Here is a 15,517-nt window from a genome sequence, read left to right on the forward strand (position 1 = left end):
GTGGCGGGGCCGATATACTGGCCGGCAGCTTAATTGCGCCGGCCTTGCGGGCTGCAGCGCAGGGCCGCCGGTGGTGTGTTCGTAACCCGATGGGGAAATCAGTGCATGCAATGGATCTTCATGCTGGTCGGTCTGCTGGTCGGCGCCTCGGTGGGTGAGTCGGTTACTGGCGGGTTCTTGGGCGGATTGCTCGGTCTGGGTCTCGGTCAGGCGCTCAAGCTGCAGCGCCTGCAAGCGCAGAACGCCGAGCTGCGCCAGGAGTTGAAGCGCTTCGCCGAGCGCTTCGAGCGCGGTACCGAGGCGATGCATCAGCGCTTGCTCAAGGTCGAGCAGGGTCAGGCGCCCGAAGCGGCGCAAGCCGCCGCGCCGGTCGAGCCGGCAGCGCCGCCGCAGGCGGCCGCCGAGGCGCCGGTCACCGCGAGGGTCGAGCCCGAGCCGCTTGCTGAAGCCGAACTGAGTTGGGAGCTGCCTGCCGAATTGCTGGCCGAGCCGGCTGAACCCGCACCCGCGCCGCGTGCCGCCGCGGCCAGTGCCTGGACCGCCGAAGCCCAGGGCGCCGAGCCGCCGCGCCGAGCCGCCGCACCTATTCCGCCACAGCCGCGCGAGCCTTCGCCGATCGAACGGGCGATCGACGTGGCGCAAGCCTGGCTGTTCGGTGGCAATACCGTGCTGCGCATCGGTGTGCTGCTGTTGTTCCTCGGCCTGGCCTTCCTCCTGCGTTACGCCACCGAAGGCATGCTGGTGCCGGTGGAGATGCGTTACGCCGGGGTGGCCGCGAGTGCGATCGCCTTGCTTGGCCTGGGGTGGTGGTTGCGCCTGCGTAATCCGAACTATGCGCTGATGCTGCAAGGCACCGGGATTGCCGTGTTGTACCTGACGGTGTTCGCCGCCATGCGCCTGCATCCGCTGCTGTCGCCGGGAATGGCGCTGTCGCTGCTGGTGGTGGTGACGCTCTGTTCGGCGATCCTGGCGGTGGCGCAGAACGCCATGGGCCTGGCCGCGGTGGCGGCTTTGGGCGGGTTTGCCGCACCGATCCTGACCTCGACCGGCAGCGGCGACCACGTCGCGCTGTTCGCCTATTTCGCGCTGTTGAATGCCGGCATCTTCGCCATCGCCTGGTTCAAGGCCTGGCGCCTGCTCAACCTGATCGGCTTTGTCGGCACCTTCGGCATCGGCTTCGCCTGGGGGCTGAGCTCCTACACGCCTGAACTGTTGTGGAGCACCGAGCCGTTCCTGATCCTGTTCTTCCTGATGTACCTGGCCATCGGCCTGTTGTTCGCCCGGCGCCGGTTGCGTGAAGTGGGCACCGGGCCGGAGGACGACAGTCGCGCGGCGTTGCTGCGCTGGTCGGCGCGCCAGGGCGACTATGTCGACGGCACCGTGCTGTTCGGCCCGCCCATAGTCGGTTTTGGCCTGCAGTTCGCGCTGGTGCAGCACCTCGAGTTTGCCGCCGCCTTCAGTGCGCTGGCGCTGGGGTTGTTCTACCTGGGCCTGGCGCGGCTGCTGGCTGGGCGGGCGCCGGGGCGCGTCTTGCTGCTGGTGGAAACCTGCCTGGCGCTGGGGGTGGTGTTTGCCACGCTGGCGATCCCCTTGGGTCTGGATGCGCGTTGGACGGCGGCGGCCTGGGCGGTGGAGGGTGCGGGCATCTACTGGCTGGGCCTGCGTCAGCAGCGCACCCTGGCCCGCGCCTTTGCCTTGCTGTTGCAGCTGGGGGCGGCGCTGGCGTTCCTGGCCGAACTGGAGTCGGGCGTGGATAGCTTGTTGAGCGGTGCGCCACTGGGTGCGCTGCTGCTCGGTGCGGCCTTGCTGTTCAGTCATGAGCGGTTGCGTCGTGCATTGCCTGCACAGGCGACGAGTTGGGAGCGGCGTGGCTTGCCGGTCCTGGCCTGTGCCGGTCTGGCCTTCCTCTATCTCCTGGCGCCGTTGAACCTGTTGGCCGAGGCCACGGCGATTGGCTGGGCGCTGGCCGGTTTGGCGACCTTGTTCGCCGGGCTGCGCATCCATTCGCGCAGCTTCCTGTTCAGCGCCTTCGCCGTGCAGTTGCTCGGCGGCGCGCTGTTCCTGCTGCAGCTGAAAACCGCCTCGGGGACCGAGACCGGTGTATTCAGTGCCGGTTGGCGTGGCTTGGTCACTGCCTCGCTGATCGGCCTGGCGCTGATCGGCGGCATGCTGATCGCCGCGCGCGACAAGCAAGTCAGCAGCGATGCGCGCTTGATGCGCGGCTTGTCGCTGGTGCTGCTGGTCGGCCTGGTGTTTATCAACCTGGCGGTACTGTTCGTGCTGCCTTGGCAGACCGCCAGCGCGGTGTGGGCGGGTAGCGGGTTGTTGATCATCTGGCTCAGCTTGCATCTGCAACAGCGCGCGAGCTTCGTCTTCGGCCTGCTGCTGCAAGCGCTGGGCGGGGTGGCCTTCCTGGCGGCGAGCCCGCTGTTGCTCGGTCAGTTGAGTGCGCAAGGCTTGCGGCCGCTGGCACATGCCGGATTCTGGACCCCGGCGGTGCTGGCGCTAGCCGCGTTGATCGGCGCCTGGCGGCTGTTCCTGGCGGCCAGGCGTGACGACGAGTCGATGGGCGCGCTGAGCCTGGAGCGGCTGTCGCAGTTGCTGCTGGTCTGGGGTGCGGGCTGGTGGACGCTGGCGTTGGTCGGCGAGGTGCTGCGCTTCGCGACAATGGACTTGCAGGTGCCGCTGCTGTTGATGGTCGCAGCCGGCACGGTGGCGCTCTGGACCTTGCTGGCCGTGCGTGTGCAATGGCGAGCGCTGGCGCTGCTCTGCCCGTTGCTGGTGCCGGCCGCCGGCGTGGCGCTGCTGTATGCCTGGCAGGCGGACTACCACCCGGCGGCGAATTTCGGCTGGCTGGCTTGGGGGCTGTTGTTTGCCGTGCATCTAGGCTCCTTGCAGCGCCTGGCCACGCTGCTGCCCGCGGGCGCCTTGAGTGCGGCCCATGTGTTTGGCTGCTGGCTGATCATCGGCGTGCTGGCGTTGGAGTTGCGCTACCTGCTGTATGTCTTGTCCGAGCATTACAACGCTTGGCGTTGGCTGGGCTGGGCGTTGCTGCCAAGTGGCTATCTATTGCTGATGGCTCAGCCGCTGAAGGCTCCACTGCCGATGGCCGCGGCGCGTAGCTTGCCGTGGCCGGTGCGGGCCTACCCGCGCGAGTATCGAGTGCTCGCCGCCGGGCCCTTGGCACTGTTGATGCTGGCGTGGTTCTGGCTGGCGAATAGCGCCAGCGATGGCGGCGCCGAGCCGCTGCCGTATCTACCGCTGATCAACCCGCTGGAACTGGGCTTGCTGTTCGCCTTGCTCGGCGTGTGCAACTGGCTGCGCAGCGGCTTGCCGCAATTGGGCTTCGCCGCCGGCCAGCTGAGCTGGCTGCCACAACTGGTGGCGGGCGCCTCGTTGTTTGCCTTGTGCACCGCCGCGGTGTTCCGCACGGCGCATCACTGGGGTGGCGTGCCTTATCAACTGGCGGCGCTGCTCGAGTCGATGCTGGTGCAGGCGGGTTTGTCCATCGTCTGGACGCTGATCGCCCTGGCCTTGATGATCGCCGGCCATCTGCGCAGTCGCCGCGAGTTCTGGCTGGTGGGTGCGGTGCTGATTGCCGTGGTGGTGGCCAAACTGTTCTTCGTCGAGCTGGGCAATCGCGGCGGCCTGGAACGCATAGTGTCGTTTATCGGAGTCGGCGTGTTGTTGTTGATCGTCGGCTATTTCGCCCCGTTGCCACCCCGGCAGCCGGCATCTGAAGCAGAGCAGGGCCGTACATGAGTGGTTTTTCTTCCTTGCGACGTGTGCGGCTGCTGCTGGCGGCTGCCGGGCTGCTGGTCACGGCGCTGGCCGGCGCCCAGGAGCAGCGCGGCGACTATGCCGCACAGGTGCCGCTGACGCTCAGCGGTGAGGGGCCCTGGTATCGCCTGGAGTTGCCGATGGCGCTGCATTTCGCCGCGCGCTTCGGCGATCTGCGCGACTTGCGGGTGTTCAACGCCGAGGGCGAGGCCCAGGCCTATGCCTTGACCCTCGGGAGTGCCCAGCACAGCGAGACGCATACGCAAACCGCGGTCAAATGGTTCCCGCTCTATAGCCAGGCGGATGCCGTGCAGGCTCTGCCGAGCATTCGGGTGCAGCGCAGTACCGGCGGCACCTTGGTGGAGCTGGCGCCGGAAGGTGCGACTGCCGGCGACCAAGAGGTGCTGCGTGGCTGGCTGCTGGACGCCAGTGCGATCCAGGCGCCGCTGCACAAGCTGATCCTCGATTGGAGTGCCGAGCGTGACGGTTTCCAGCGCTTTTCCATCGAGGCCAGCGATGACCTGCAGCACTGGCGAGCCTGGGGTGACGGGCAGATTGCCCGGCTGGCATTCGCCGATGAGCGCATTGACCAGCGTGAAGTCAGCCTGCCGGGGCAGCGCGCGCGTTACCTGCGCCTGCTCTGGCTGGCGCCGCAACAAGCGCCGGCACTGACCGCGGCCCGTTTGCTCAGCGCCAGTAGCAGCGCGCCGGCGCCGATGGCCTGGTCGGCGGCGCTGGCTCCGAGCCGCGTGAAAGCGGGCGAGTACCGCTGGGACTTGCCCCTGGCGTTGCCGCTGGAGCGTGTGCGGGTCGAACTGACACAGCCCAATACCCTGGCGCCGGTGATTCTCAGTGGCCGTCGCGATGGCCAGGTGCAGTGGCAACCGCTGGCGCGCGGCCTGCTCTATCGCCTGCCGCAGAACGGCGCAGAGGTGACCCGCAATGAACTGGAGCTGCCTGCGCAACGGGTACAGCAATTGCGTTTGCAGGTCGACGAGCGCGGTGGCGGGTTGGGCAGTGCCGTGCCGCAGCTGAGGGTCGGGTTGCGGGCGACGCAAGTGGTGTTCCTCGCCCGCGGCACGCCGCCCTATGTGCTGGCGCTTGGCAATGCGGCGGCGCAAGCGGCCAATCTGCCGCTAACGACCCTGATTCCTGGCTATGACGATGAGCGCCTGGCCAAGCTGGGGGTGGCGCAAGCTGGCGCCGAGCCGCAGGTGCAGGCGGCCGTCGAGTCCAGTGCGGTGCAGACGGCCAGTTTCGACTGGAAGCGCCTCGGACTTTGGAGCGTGCTGTTACTCGGGGTCGCTCTGCTGGTGCTGATGTCCTGGAGCCTGCTGCGCGCGCCGGCGGCCAAGCCCTGATGGCCAACTGAGATGCAGAAAGTCATCAGGCCACTGAAAGCCTTGGCATATCCTTGGCTCGGCACGCAGCCCTGTGCAATTCGTCAGCCTGGTGTCAGGTCGGGAAGTCCTTTGCGTAACTACCTTTCGAGTACTTTGCATGTGGCTCCGATAGCCCCCAGGCGCCTGCAGGCGTGCAGTCATGAGCGCCTGCAGTAATTCGGGCTGGGCGCTGAGCGCGCCGGTCCTCCTCACCGGCGTGGTCTGTATCGGCGTCATCCTGCTGGCGCGCTGGGTCACCCGGCAGCGTTATTTTCCGGGGCGCGACAGTTTTATCCTGCTGCATCTGGCCAGTCTCTGGTGGATGCTCGCGGCGAGCGTCGAGATGGCCGCCCAGGGCGCCAGCTGCAAGATGTTCTGGGCCAGCATGGCCTGGCCAGGCATAGTCGGAGCGCCGACCTTCTGGGCGGTCTTCCTTTGGCAATACGTGAACAGCGAACGTCAACCGTTGCCGTTACGCCATGTCCTCGCTCTGACCGTGGGGCCGGCGTTGGTCTGGCTGCTGGCCCTGAGCAATCCCTGGCATGGTCTGTTCTACGCTGCCGGCAGCGCGCCAATCTCCGCTGTGCCGGGGGCGCCGATTCGCTACCAGCATGGCCCGCTGTTCTATGCCACGGCGGTCTACGTCTACCTCTTCATGCTGTTCTGCCTGGCTGTCGTGATTCGTGCGGCGCTGCTCAGCCGGGGCCTGCACCGCCGGCATTATCTGGCCTTCGCGCTAGTCACCGCGGTGCCCTGGACGGCGAATATCGGCTATGTGCTGTTCGGTTGGATGCTCTTTGGTTTCGACCCGACGCCCTTCTGCTTTGCCTTCACTTTGGCGGCTTTTGCCTGGCTGATAGTCGGGGTGCGCCTGTTCGACCTGCTGCCCGTGGCGCGCCATCTGCTGTTGCAAGAGCTGCTCGATCCGGTGCTGGTGGTCGACCCGCAGCAGCGGGTTATCGAAGCCAATCCGGCGGCGCTCAAACTGGCGGGTTTAACCAGTGCTTGGCAGGGCCGGGTGCTGGAGCACTGGCCGGTATTTGGCGTGGACTTGCACGCCTTGCTCCAGGAGCCACCGAGCTGCGAACAGGATCGACTGCTGACCCTGGCCAGCCCAGTGCACTATTTCGAGGTGCGCACGCGGGCCATCGAACGGGTTACCCGCACCGGCACCTTCGTACTCGGACAGATGCTCTATCTGCGCGACGTGACCCAGCGCCACCTCAGCGAACTCAAGCTGGCCGAGGCCCTGGCGACCAGTGAGGAGCGTCTGCGCACCATCTCCAGCCTGCATGAGCAGTTGCAGGAGCAGGCGCTGTGCGATCCCTTGACCGGGCTCTACAACCGCCGTTATCTGGATGAATTCTTCGCTCGGGAACTGGCCCGCGCACAACGCGAACAGATGCCGATCGCCTTGGCGTTGATCGATCTGGATCACTTCAAGCGGCTCAACGACACGCACGGCCATTTGGTCGGCGATGACGTGCTCAAGGTCGTGGCGCAGCACCTGACCGACAGCCTGCGCAGCTCGGATGCGGTGTTTCGCATCGGCGGCGAGGAGTTCCTGCTGATCCTTCCGGGCGCTGGCGTGCAAGAGGCGCAGCAACGGCTGGCGCTTATTTGCCGGCAATTGGCCGGCAGCCCGCTGCCCACCCGCAGCGGCCCCCAGACCGTGACCCTGTCGGCCGGTCTGGCCTTCTGGCCAGCCCAAGGGCAGACGCTGGACGAGCTGATGCAAGCCGCCGACGCGGCACTCTATGAAGCCAAGCGCAGTGGACGCAACCAAGTCTGCGCGCTGGCGGGCGCCTCTACACTCTGAGCGCAGGTCCGCGCCGCCGGTCACAGTACGTTCGGAGCAAGCGCTTGCTGCGGCGTCGGTAAAATAGAGCTAAAGTCCCAACTTCGTACCTGAGCCAATAACAACGATAAGGACTCACCCGATGATGCGAGCGCTCACCCCGCTGGCGGCGGCTTGCCTGTTGGCAATCGCCGCGGCCCCCCTGTCCGCCTCTCCCTATTCCAACCTGGTGGTCTTCGGCGACAGCCTGAGCGATGCCGGGCAGTTTCCCGATACCGGCGGCCCTGCTGGTTCGACCCGGCGCTTTACCAACAGGGTCGGCCCGACCTATCAGGGAGGCAGCGGGGAAATTTATGCCTCGAATGCCACCCAGCTACTCAGCCAGCAGCTCGGCCTGGGCGCCCTGACCGGCTCGACCTCGCCGGTGAATGCCGCGTTGGGGCTGCCGGATGGCACCAACTATGCGGTGGGTGGCAATACCACCGCACAGATTGCCGACTCCATCATTGGCACGGGTGAGGGCTCGGTCGTCGAATTGACCGATGGCACCAACCTGCGGACGCGCCCCGGCTACCTGGCGGAGCTGGCCAGTCGCGGCGAGCGGATCGATCCCAATACCCTGTTCTATGTGAACGGTGGCGGTAACGACTTTCTCGATGTGATCATCAATCCGTTCGCGCCTCCCGCCGTGGCAACCCAGCAGGCACAGGATGCGGCGATCCGCCTCGCGGATGGGATCCGTGCGCTGGAAGCGGCCGGGGCTCGCTACATCGTGGTGTCCCTCCTGGGGGATGTGGGCAAGACGCCTAACGCCGCCTCCCTGGGGACATTGATCCCGAGCTTGCCTGCGACAGTCTCCGGGCTGGTGGGGGATTTCAACCAGGAGTTGGTCAGCCAGCTGGAAGGTCTGAACGCGGAAATCATTCCGCTGAACGTGCCGCTGCTGGTCAGTGAAGTCGTTGCCGACCCGGCAACCTACGGGTTGGACCCGACCCAGAACTTGCTGGGCACCTGTTTCGATGCGAGCGGTGGCGGTTGCGTGGAAAACGCCACCTATGGCCTGACCAGCGGCAACGCGGATCCGACCCGGCTGCTGTTCAATGACAGCGTGCACCCGACCAGCACCGGCCAGCAGCTATTCGCCGACTATGCCTATTCCTTGCTGGCTGCGCCCTGGGAGCTGACCCTGCTACCGGAAATGGCCCATGGCACGCTGCGTTCCCATCAGGATCAGTTGCGTAACCAGTTCCAGGCCGACTGGGAATCCTGGCAAGCGCCGGGCCAGTGGCGCGTCTTCGTCAATGGCGGCGGCCAGCGTCTGGACTTCGACGAGCAGGACAGCTCCGCCAGTGGCGACGGCAATGGCTACAGCCTGAATCTGGGCGGCAGTTATCGCTTGAACGAGGCTTGGCGCGCCGGCGTCACCCTGGGCCTCTACGAGCAAGAGCTCGAGGCGGGGGCGGCGGATTCCGACTACGACCTGCGCAGTTACCTGGGCAGCGCCTTTGTCCAATACCAGCAGAACCGCTGGTGGGCCGATGGCGCGCTGAGCGCCGGCTACCTCGACTACGACAGCCTCAAGCGCAAGTTCGAGCTCGGCATCAGCGAGCGCAGCGAGCAAGGCGATACCGACGGTTACCTGTGGGCGCTGAGCGGCCGGCTCGGCTATGACATCGCGCAGCCCGGCAGCACCTGGCACCTGAGCCCCTTTATCAGCGCCGATTACGCGCGGGTGGAAGTCGACGGCTATCGGGAGCAAGGCAGCAGCGCCACGTCCTTGCACTTCGACGATCAGAAGCGTTCCTCCAAGCGCCTCGGTGCCGGCCTGCAAGGGCGTATCGAAGTGACTCCCGCGACCCAGGTGTTCGCCGAGGTGAGCCGCGAGAGGGAGTACGAGGACGACGCCAGCGAGCTGACCATCGCCCTCAACAGCCTGCCGGGTCTCGACTTTAGCTTGCAGGGCTATGCCCCCGAGGACCGCCTGACCCGTGCCAGCATCGGTTTCAGTCAGAAGCTCGCCGCCGATCTGGCTTTGCGCGGTGGTTACAGCTTCCGCAAGGGCGAGAACGACACCCAGCAAGGCGCCAGCTTGTCGTTGGTCTGGGACTGGTAGCGGCCAGGAACTCACGCGCGGTTGTCGGTGTCGGGAGGCGCCGACCCGGGTTACAGGTTAAACTGCGCGCGAGTTTTTCCATCCTCCGGAGCCTTCCATGTCCCGCGTTACCCTGAGCCGCTATTTGATCGAGCAGACCCGTTGCAACAACACCCCGGCCGATCTGCGTTTCCTTATCGAAGTGGTGGCGCGCGCGTGCAAGGAAATTAGCCATGCGGTCTCCAAAGGCGCGCTGGGCGGCGTGCTCGGCAGCATGGAAACCGAGAACGTGCAGGGTGAGGTGCAAAAAAAGCTCGACGTCATTTCCAACGAAATCCTGCTGGAAGCCAACGAATGGGGCGGTCACCTGGCCGGTATGGCGTCCGAAGAGATGGACAACGCCTACCAGATCCCCGGCAAGTACCCGAAAGGCGCTTACCTGTTGGTATTCGACCCGCTGGACGGCTCCTCGAACATCGATGTGAACGTTTCGGTCGGCACCATTTTCTCGGTGCTGCGTTGCCCGGACCGCAACGGCAACGACGGCGACCTCGGTGAAGAGGCGTTCCTCCAGCCGGGCACCGAGCAAGTCGCCGCCGGTTACGCGATCTACGGCCCGCAGACCATGCTGATGCTGACCCTCGGTGATGGCGTCAAGGGTTTCACCCTCGATCGCGAACTGGGCAGCTTCGTCATGACCCACGACAATATCCGCATCCCGGAAAAGACCGCCGAATTCGCCATCAACATGTCCAACCAGCGCCACTGGGAAGCCCCGGTGAGCCGCTATGTCGACGAGTTGCTGGCCGGCAAGAGTGGGCCGCTGGGCAAGGACTACAACATGCGCTGGGTTGCCGCGATGGTCGCCGACGTGCACCGCATCCTCACCCGTGGCGGGCTGTTCATGTACCCGCGCGACTCCCGCGAGCCGGAGAAGCCGGGCAAGCTGCGCTTGATGTACGAGGCCAACCCGATGTCGTTCATCGTCGAGCAAGCGGGCGGTGCGGCGACCAATGGTTCGCAGCGGATCCTCGACATCCAGCCGACCTCCCTGCACCAGCGGGTCGCGGTGTTCCTCGGCTCCAAAGAAGAAGTCGAACGGGTTACCGCCTACCACCAGGAGTAAGCCATGGGCGCGCCTTGGCAGCCGTTGCTGGACTGGTGGTTCGGTTCAGCCGTGACGGCTGCCGAGGTCGCTGCCGCGCGCGCTGGGCTCTGGTTCGGCAAGCAGGACAGTCAAGATGACCAGGCGCGTGAGCGCTTCGCCGAGCAGGTGGAGCAGGCTCTGAGTAGTGGTTTGCCGGAGTGGCTGGCCGAGCCCGCAGGCTGGCTGGCGCTGATCCTGCTGCTGGATCAGTTGCCACGGATGATCCATCGCGACAGGCCACAAGCCTTTGCCGGCGATCGCCGCGCGCAGCAGCTGGTTCGCGAAGGCTTGGCACATGGCTGGGAGACCGGGTTGGCGCCGATCCAGCAGGTCTTTATCTACCTCGTGCTCGAACATGCCGAAGACCTGCCCAGCCAGACTCAGGCGTTGGCGCGGTTTGCCGCGTTGCACGCTGGTGCGGCCGCGTCGGAGGACAAACTCTTCGCCGATTACCTGGACTACGCCGAGCGGCATCGGCGGGTGATTGCCCGCTTTGGCCGTTTCCCCCATCGCAACAGCATCCTCGGCCGGGTTTCCACGGCAGAGGAAGTTGCATTCCTGCGGGAACCGGGCTCGCGCTTCTGACGTCCAACCGGGCAACCCGCGGTTTGCTGTGCCAAGCTTGCCGCCAATGTCCCGTCTAGGAGTCGCTTCATGTCCCTGCGTCGCTTCGCCCTGTTGTCGTTCTGCGTGCTGTTAGCCGCGTGCAGCAAGATCAATCAGGAAAACTACTCGAAGATCAAAACCGGCATGAGCAAGGCCGAAGTGGAAAGCCTGCTCGGAGCCCCGACCGATTGCTCCGGCGCACTGGGTTTCTCCAGTTGCACCTGGGGTGACCAGAAGAGCTTTATCAGCATTCAATACGCCGGCGACCAGGTCCTGATGTTTTCCGGGCAAGGGCTGAAGTAATGATGCGGTTATTTTTTACTCTGTGCGCGGCGTTATGGCTGGCCGGCTGCGCCAACTCGGGCACTGGGCCGGTGCCACCGAAGACCGTCGATGAGGTCGATCTGCAGCGCTACCAGGGCGCGTGGTATGAGCTGGCGCGTTTGCCGCTGTTGTCCCAGCGCAACTGTGTGCAGGCCGAGGCGCACTATCAGTTGCAGGGCGATGGCAGTCTCGCGGTGACCAACCGCTGTCGCAGCCAAGACGGCGAGTGGCAGCAGGTCATCGGGCGCGCCGAGCCGCAGGTCGCCGGCGAAACCGACAAGCTTTGGGTGCGCTTCGATGACGGCTTCTCGCCGGTGTTGCCAGGCCTGGGCAAGGGCGATTACTGGGTGCTCTACCTGGATGACGACTATCGCACCGCCCTGGTGGGCAGTCCGGATCACGACCACCTCTGGTTGCTATCGCGCACGCCTGAGGTAGCGCCCGCGACCCGCGACACGCTGCTCAGGGTGGCGAACGACCGCGGCTATGCGGTCGAGGAACTGATCTGGCGCATACCGGACGCCAAGATCCCGTAGGCGCGGCCCATGGCCGCGAACACCTTTAGCTCAGCAGTTCCCGCAGCAGCTGGGCAAAGGCCTGCCCGGTCTGCTCCTGGGCGGCGTGCCGGCCTTCGCGGATCACCCAGCGGCCGCCCACCATGACATCGCGAATCTGCCGGTCGCCGCCGGCGAACAGCCAGCGGTTGAGGATCGCGTCGGCCTCGGCTGTGGCGATGTACGGGTCGTCGCCATCCAGTACCAGCAGGTCGGCGCGTTTGCCGACTTCGAGCGCGCCGATCGACTGCCCCAGCGCCTGGGCGCCACCGGCGAGGGCGGCGTCGTACAGGGTGCGGCCGATCATCGGCTGGTCGCTGCGGTACAGGCGGTTGCGCTTCTGATCGCGCAGGCGCTGGCCGTATTCGAGCCAGCGCAACTCTTCGGCCACGCTGACCGACACATGGCTGTCGGAGCCGATCCCCAGGCGCCCGCCTAGGGCGAGGTAATCGACTGCCGGGAAGATGCCATCGCCCAGATTGGCCTCGGTGGTCAGGCACAGCCCGGCCACGGCGCCGCTTTGCGCCATGCTGCTGACCTCCTCGGCGCTGGCGTGGGTCGCATGCACCAGGCACCAGCGTCGATCCACCGGTGCCTGTTCATATAGCCACTGCAAAGGCCGGCGGCCGCTCCAGGCCAGGCAGTCATCGACTTCCTTCTGCTGTTCGGCGATGTGGATATGGATCGGGCAAGCGCTGCTGTCTGCGGCCAGCACCGCGGCGATCTGCTCGGGGGTGACCGCGCGCAGGGAGTGGAAGCACAGGCCCAACTGCTGCGCCGGTTGTTGTGCCAGCAGCGGGCGCAGGCGCTGCTGCAGGGCCAGGTAGCTGTCGGTGCTGTGGATAAAGCGCCGTTGCCCTTCGCTCGGTGGCTGCCCGCCGAAGCCGGCGTGGGAATACAACACCGGCAGCAGGGTCAGGCCGATACCCGCATCCGCCGCGGCCCGGCTGATGCGTAGCGCCAGTTCCGCCGGGTCGCTGTAGGGGCGGCCGGCGCTGTCGTGATGCACGTAGTGGAACTCGGCGACGCTGGTGTAGCCGGCCTTGAGCATCTCGATATACAGCTGGCGGGCGATGACTTCGATCTGCTCGGGGTCGAGCTGGCCGACCAGGCGGTACATCAGCTCGCGCCAGGTCCAGAAGCTGTCGTTCGGGTTGCCCGCCACCTCGGCCAGCCCGGCCATGGCGCGCTGAAACGCATGCGAATGCAGGTTGGGCATGCCCGGCAGCACCGGGCCATGCAAGCGCTCCGCCCCCTCGGTCGAGCCGCCGATGGTGATTTTTTCCAGGCTGCCGGAGGCGGATATCTCCAGGCGAACCTCGTGCGCCCAGCCTTCGGGTAACAGTGCGCAGGGCGCTATGAATGCAGGCATAATGGCTCACCTAAGTACTCGCATTTATTTGTATATACATATACGTGTGTTTGCGGCGAGAGTAAACTACCGTCCAGGCTGACAAGGAGAATCACATGTCGAAACAGCCCTCGAGGTCTTCTTCGCTGGCCGATCAGCTCAGTGATGTACCGGCGCCTCTCTATGTGCAGGTCAAGCAGATGATCATCCAGCAGATCCAGAGCGGCGCCTGGCTGGCCCATCACCGAGTCCCCTCGGAAAGCGAGCTGGTGGAAGAGCTGGGATTCAGCCGCATGACCATCAACCGCGCCCTGCGCGAACTCACCGCCGATGGTTTGTTGCTGCGCATGCAGGGGGTAGGCACCTTCGTCGCCGAGCGCAAAGGCCGTTCGGCTTTATTTTCGGTGAATAACATCGCCGATGAGATCAGCGCGCGCGGCCATCGCCATCATTGCAAGGTGATTCGCCTGGCCGAGGAACTGGCCAGCCCGGAGCGGGCCCTGACGCTGGATATGCGTGAAGGGCAGCGGGTGTTTCATTCGCTGATCGTGCACTACGAGAACGACGTGGCGGTGCAGCTCGAGGATCGCTATGTGAATGCCGCAGTGGCTCCGGATTACCTCCGGCAGGATTTCACCGTGCAGACCCCCTATGCCTACCTGTCCCGGGTCGCGCCGCTGACCGAGGGTGAGCACGTGGTCGAGGCGATCCTCGCCGAGGCCGAGGAGTGCCGGTTGTTGCAGATCGAGCGCAACGAACCCTGCCTGTTGATTCGCCGGCGCACCTGGTCCGGCAGCCAGGCCGTCACTTCTGCGCGCCTGCTGCATCCGGGCTCGCGGCACCGCCTGGAGGGGCGTTTCAGTTCATGACCCGGATTAATACCTATAGGGCCGCCGACTATCCGCGCATGCCCTGGAAGAACGGCGCGGGCAGCACCCTGGAGATCGCCCGGGACGGCGGCGAAAGCCTGGACAGTTTTGGCTGGCGCCTGTCGATCGCCGATGTCGGCGAGTCGGGGGGCTTCTCTGCCTTCAATGGCTACCAGCGCATCATCACTGTCCTGGAAGGCGGCGGGATGCAGTTGCAGGTGGATGGTCGGCTATCGCGGCCACTGCCGGCCCTCGAGCCCTTCGCCTTTGCCGGTGACAGTCAGGTGGATTGCCGTTTGCTGGCCGGTGCCATCCGAGACTTTAACCTGATCTATGCGCCCGAGCGTTACCTGGCGCGCCTGCAATGGCTGGCGCTGGAGCAGCCGCAACGACTGTTCAGCTCGGCGTCTAGGCTGCTGTTGTTCAGTGCCGGTGACGGGCTCGAGGTGCGCCTGGATGACGCAGTTTGCGCCGTCTTGGGCCGTTACGATTGCCTGCACCTCGAACGCGAGCCTGGGCTGGCAGAGTTGCAGATTCAGGCCGCAACCGCGGGCAGCTGCTGCCTGATCGAATTAACCCCTAGATAACTCTTAACTGCTGCCAGTAACGCCGGTGGAGCCCCTGGCGGGGCCCCCTCGGGGCTACAGCACCTGGCGCAGGAAGGCCTGCGCCCGCGGGTCCTGCGGCTGGTCGAAGAACTGCGCCGGCGGCGCATCTTCCAGCAGCTTGCCGTGGTCGAAGAACAGCACGCGGTCCGCCACTTCGCGGGCGAAGCCCATCTCGTGGGTGACGCAGACCATGGTCATGCCTTCCAGCGCCAGGGTCTTCATCACGTCGAGCACCTCGCCGACCATTTCCGGGTCGAGCGCCGAGGTCGGCTCGTCGAACAGCATCACCTTCGGCTCCATGCACAGCGCCCGGGCGATGGCCACCCGCTGTTGCTGGCCGCCGGACAGCCGTGAGGGGAACTCGTTGGCCTTCTGCGCGATGCCGACCTTGGCCAACAGCGCCCGCGCCTTCTCCTCGCGTTCGGCCTTGCCGCGCTTGCGCACCACCTTCTGCGCCAGGCAGAGGTTCTCCAGCACGGTCATGTGCGGGAACAGGTTGAAGTGCTGGAACACCATGCCGACTTCACGGCGGTAGGCGTTGACGTCGGTCTTCGGGTTGGCCAGGTCGAGGCCGTCGATGCTGACCGAGCCGGAATCGAGCTCCTCCAGGCCGTTCAGGCAGCGCAGGAAGGTCGACTTGCCGGAGCCGGACGGGCCGATCACCACCAGCACCTCGCCCTTGTCCACCCGCGTGCTGACGTTATCCACCGCGCGCACGACCTGGCCGCGGGCGTCAAAGACTTTGAGTAGTTCACGGACTTCAATCACTTTGGGCGAGCCTCCGCTCCAGTCGGTTGGCAATTTGCGATAGCGGCAAATTGATCAGTAGGTACAGCGCGGCGACGCAGAACCAGATCTCGAAGGTGGAAAACGAGGTGGTGATGGCCTCGCGGCCGCTCTTGGTCAGTTCGGTGATGGCGATCACCGAGACCAGCGAGGTGTCCTTGACCAGGCTGATGAACTGCCCGGCCAGCGGCGGCAGCACGCGTTTGAACGCCTGCGGCAG

13 protein-coding genes are annotated in these 15,517 nt (G+C 65.6%); 10 read left to right on the forward strand and 3 right to left on the reverse strand.

Annotated elements, in window-relative coordinates:
- Positions 1-105: 105 nt before the first annotated feature.
- The 8 genes from FFS13_RS18435 (at position 106) to FFS13_RS18470 (ending at position 11,665) form a co-directional block, all read left to right on the forward strand.
- A complete protein-coding gene (locus FFS13_RS18435) occupies positions 106-3,762 on the forward strand; it encodes a DUF2339 domain-containing protein (RefSeq protein ID WP_137820513.1) in 3,657 nt (1,218 codons plus the stop codon).
- Complete coding sequence (locus tag FFS13_RS18440) at positions 3,759-5,141, forward strand: DUF3999 domain-containing protein (RefSeq protein WP_137820514.1); 1,383 nt, start codon at positions 3,759-3,761, stop codon at positions 5,139-5,141. Before FFS13_RS18435 ends, FFS13_RS18440 begins: the two co-directional genes overlap by 4 nt.
- A 181-nt stretch (positions 5,142-5,322) precedes the next feature.
- Positions 5,323-6,981 (forward strand): histidine kinase N-terminal 7TM domain-containing protein, encoded by a 1,659-nt coding sequence (locus FFS13_RS18445; RefSeq protein WP_137820515.1) that lies wholly within the window; start codon positions 5,323-5,325, stop codon positions 6,979-6,981.
- Positions 6,982-7,102: 121 nt separating this feature from the next.
- The gene (locus FFS13_RS18450; RefSeq protein ID WP_137820516.1) at positions 7,103-9,073 is read left to right on the forward strand and encodes an autotransporter domain-containing SGNH/GDSL hydrolase family protein; all 1,971 of its coding nucleotides are present in this window, start codon (positions 7,103-7,105) and stop codon (positions 9,071-9,073) included.
- Between the two features lie 97 nt (positions 9,074-9,170).
- The gene (locus FFS13_RS18455; protein WP_137820517.1) at positions 9,171-10,178 is read left to right on the forward strand and encodes a class 1 fructose-bisphosphatase; all 1,008 of its coding nucleotides are present in this window, start codon (positions 9,171-9,173) and stop codon (positions 10,176-10,178) included.
- 3 nt (positions 10,179-10,181) lie between these two features.
- Positions 10,182-10,784 carry a DUF924 family protein gene (locus FFS13_RS18460; RefSeq protein WP_137820518.1) on the forward strand — a complete coding sequence of 201 codons (603 nt, stop codon included), beginning with the start codon at positions 10,182-10,184 and terminating at the stop codon, positions 10,782-10,784.
- Between the two features lie 69 nt (positions 10,785-10,853).
- The gene (gene bamE / locus FFS13_RS18465) at positions 10,854-11,108 is read left to right on the forward strand and encodes an outer membrane protein assembly factor BamE (RefSeq protein ID WP_137820519.1); all 255 of its coding nucleotides are present in this window, start codon (positions 10,854-10,856) and stop codon (positions 11,106-11,108) included.
- Between the two features lie 2 nt (positions 11,109-11,110).
- Positions 11,111-11,665: a lipocalin family protein gene (locus tag FFS13_RS18470; RefSeq protein WP_137820520.1), complete on the forward strand. Its 555-nt coding sequence runs from the start codon at positions 11,111-11,113 to the stop codon at positions 11,663-11,665.
- A 25-nt stretch (positions 11,666-11,690) separates the two neighbouring features.
- Here FFS13_RS18470 and FFS13_RS18475 read toward each other — a convergent pair whose 3' ends face one another.
- Positions 11,691-13,055, reverse strand: a complete 1,365-nt coding sequence (locus FFS13_RS18475; protein WP_137820521.1) for a formimidoylglutamate deiminase — start codon at positions 13,053-13,055, stop codon at positions 11,691-11,693.
- A 95-nt stretch (positions 13,056-13,150) separates the two neighbouring features.
- On the opposite strand from FFS13_RS18475, the gene hutC reads away from it, so the two are divergent.
- Positions 13,151-13,903 carry a histidine utilization repressor gene (gene hutC / locus FFS13_RS18480; RefSeq protein ID WP_137820522.1) on the forward strand — a complete coding sequence of 251 codons (753 nt, stop codon included), beginning with the start codon at positions 13,151-13,153 and terminating at the stop codon, positions 13,901-13,903.
- Complete coding sequence (locus FFS13_RS18485; RefSeq protein ID WP_137820523.1) at positions 13,900-14,490, forward strand: HutD family protein; 591 nt, start codon at positions 13,900-13,902, stop codon at positions 14,488-14,490. Before hutC ends, FFS13_RS18485 begins: the two co-directional genes overlap by 4 nt.
- 54 nt (positions 14,491-14,544) lie before the next feature.
- Here FFS13_RS18485 and FFS13_RS18490 read toward each other — a convergent pair whose 3' ends face one another.
- Positions 14,545-15,279: an amino acid ABC transporter ATP-binding protein gene (locus FFS13_RS18490; RefSeq protein WP_137820524.1), complete on the reverse strand. Its 735-nt coding sequence runs from the start codon at positions 15,277-15,279 to the stop codon at positions 14,545-14,547.
- The coding region (locus tag FFS13_RS18495; protein WP_137820525.1) for an ABC transporter permease subunit at positions 15,272-15,517 on the reverse strand (246 nt) is incomplete at its 5' end. The genes FFS13_RS18495 and FFS13_RS18490, both read right to left, overlap by 8 nt.

Source organism: Pseudomonas sp. 2FG (genome assembly GCF_005502935.1).
Classification (GTDB): Bacteria; Pseudomonadota; Gammaproteobacteria; order Pseudomonadales; family Pseudomonadaceae; genus Aquipseudomonas.

Excerpts from the sequence above, each read along its gene's own strand:
- FFS13_RS18445 (WP_137820515.1), top strand. The coding sequence starts at position 5,323 with ATGAGCGCCTGCAGTAATTCGGGCTGGGCGCTGAGCGCGCCGGTCCTC.
- FFS13_RS18435 (WP_137820513.1), top strand. The coding sequence starts at position 106 with ATGCAATGGATCTTCATGCTGGTCGGTCTGCTGGTCGGCGCCTCGGTG.
- FFS13_RS18455 (WP_137820517.1), top strand. The coding sequence starts at position 9,171 with ATGTCCCGCGTTACCCTGAGCCGCTATTTGATCGAGCAGACCCGTTGC.
- FFS13_RS18440 (WP_137820514.1), top strand. The coding sequence starts at position 3,759 with ATGAGTGGTTTTTCTTCCTTGCGACGTGTGCGGCTGCTGCTGGCGGCT.
- FFS13_RS18460 (WP_137820518.1), top strand. The coding sequence starts at position 10,182 with ATGGGCGCGCCTTGGCAGCCGTTGCTGGACTGGTGGTTCGGTTCAGCC.
- FFS13_RS18470 (WP_137820520.1), top strand. The coding sequence starts at position 11,111 with ATGCGGTTATTTTTTACTCTGTGCGCGGCGTTATGGCTGGCCGGCTGC.
- FFS13_RS18485 (WP_137820523.1), top strand. The coding sequence starts at position 13,900 with ATGACCCGGATTAATACCTATAGGGCCGCCGACTATCCGCGCATGCCC.
- hutC (WP_137820522.1), top strand. The coding sequence starts at position 13,151 with ATGTCGAAACAGCCCTCGAGGTCTTCTTCGCTGGCCGATCAGCTCAGT.
- bamE (WP_137820519.1), top strand. The coding sequence starts at position 10,854 with ATGTCCCTGCGTCGCTTCGCCCTGTTGTCGTTCTGCGTGCTGTTAGCC.
- FFS13_RS18450 (WP_137820516.1), top strand. The coding sequence starts at position 7,103 with ATGATGCGAGCGCTCACCCCGCTGGCGGCGGCTTGCCTGTTGGCAATC.
- FFS13_RS18475 (WP_137820521.1), bottom strand. The coding sequence starts at position 13,055 with ATGCCTGCATTCATAGCGCCCTGCGCACTGTTACCCGAAGGCTGGGCG.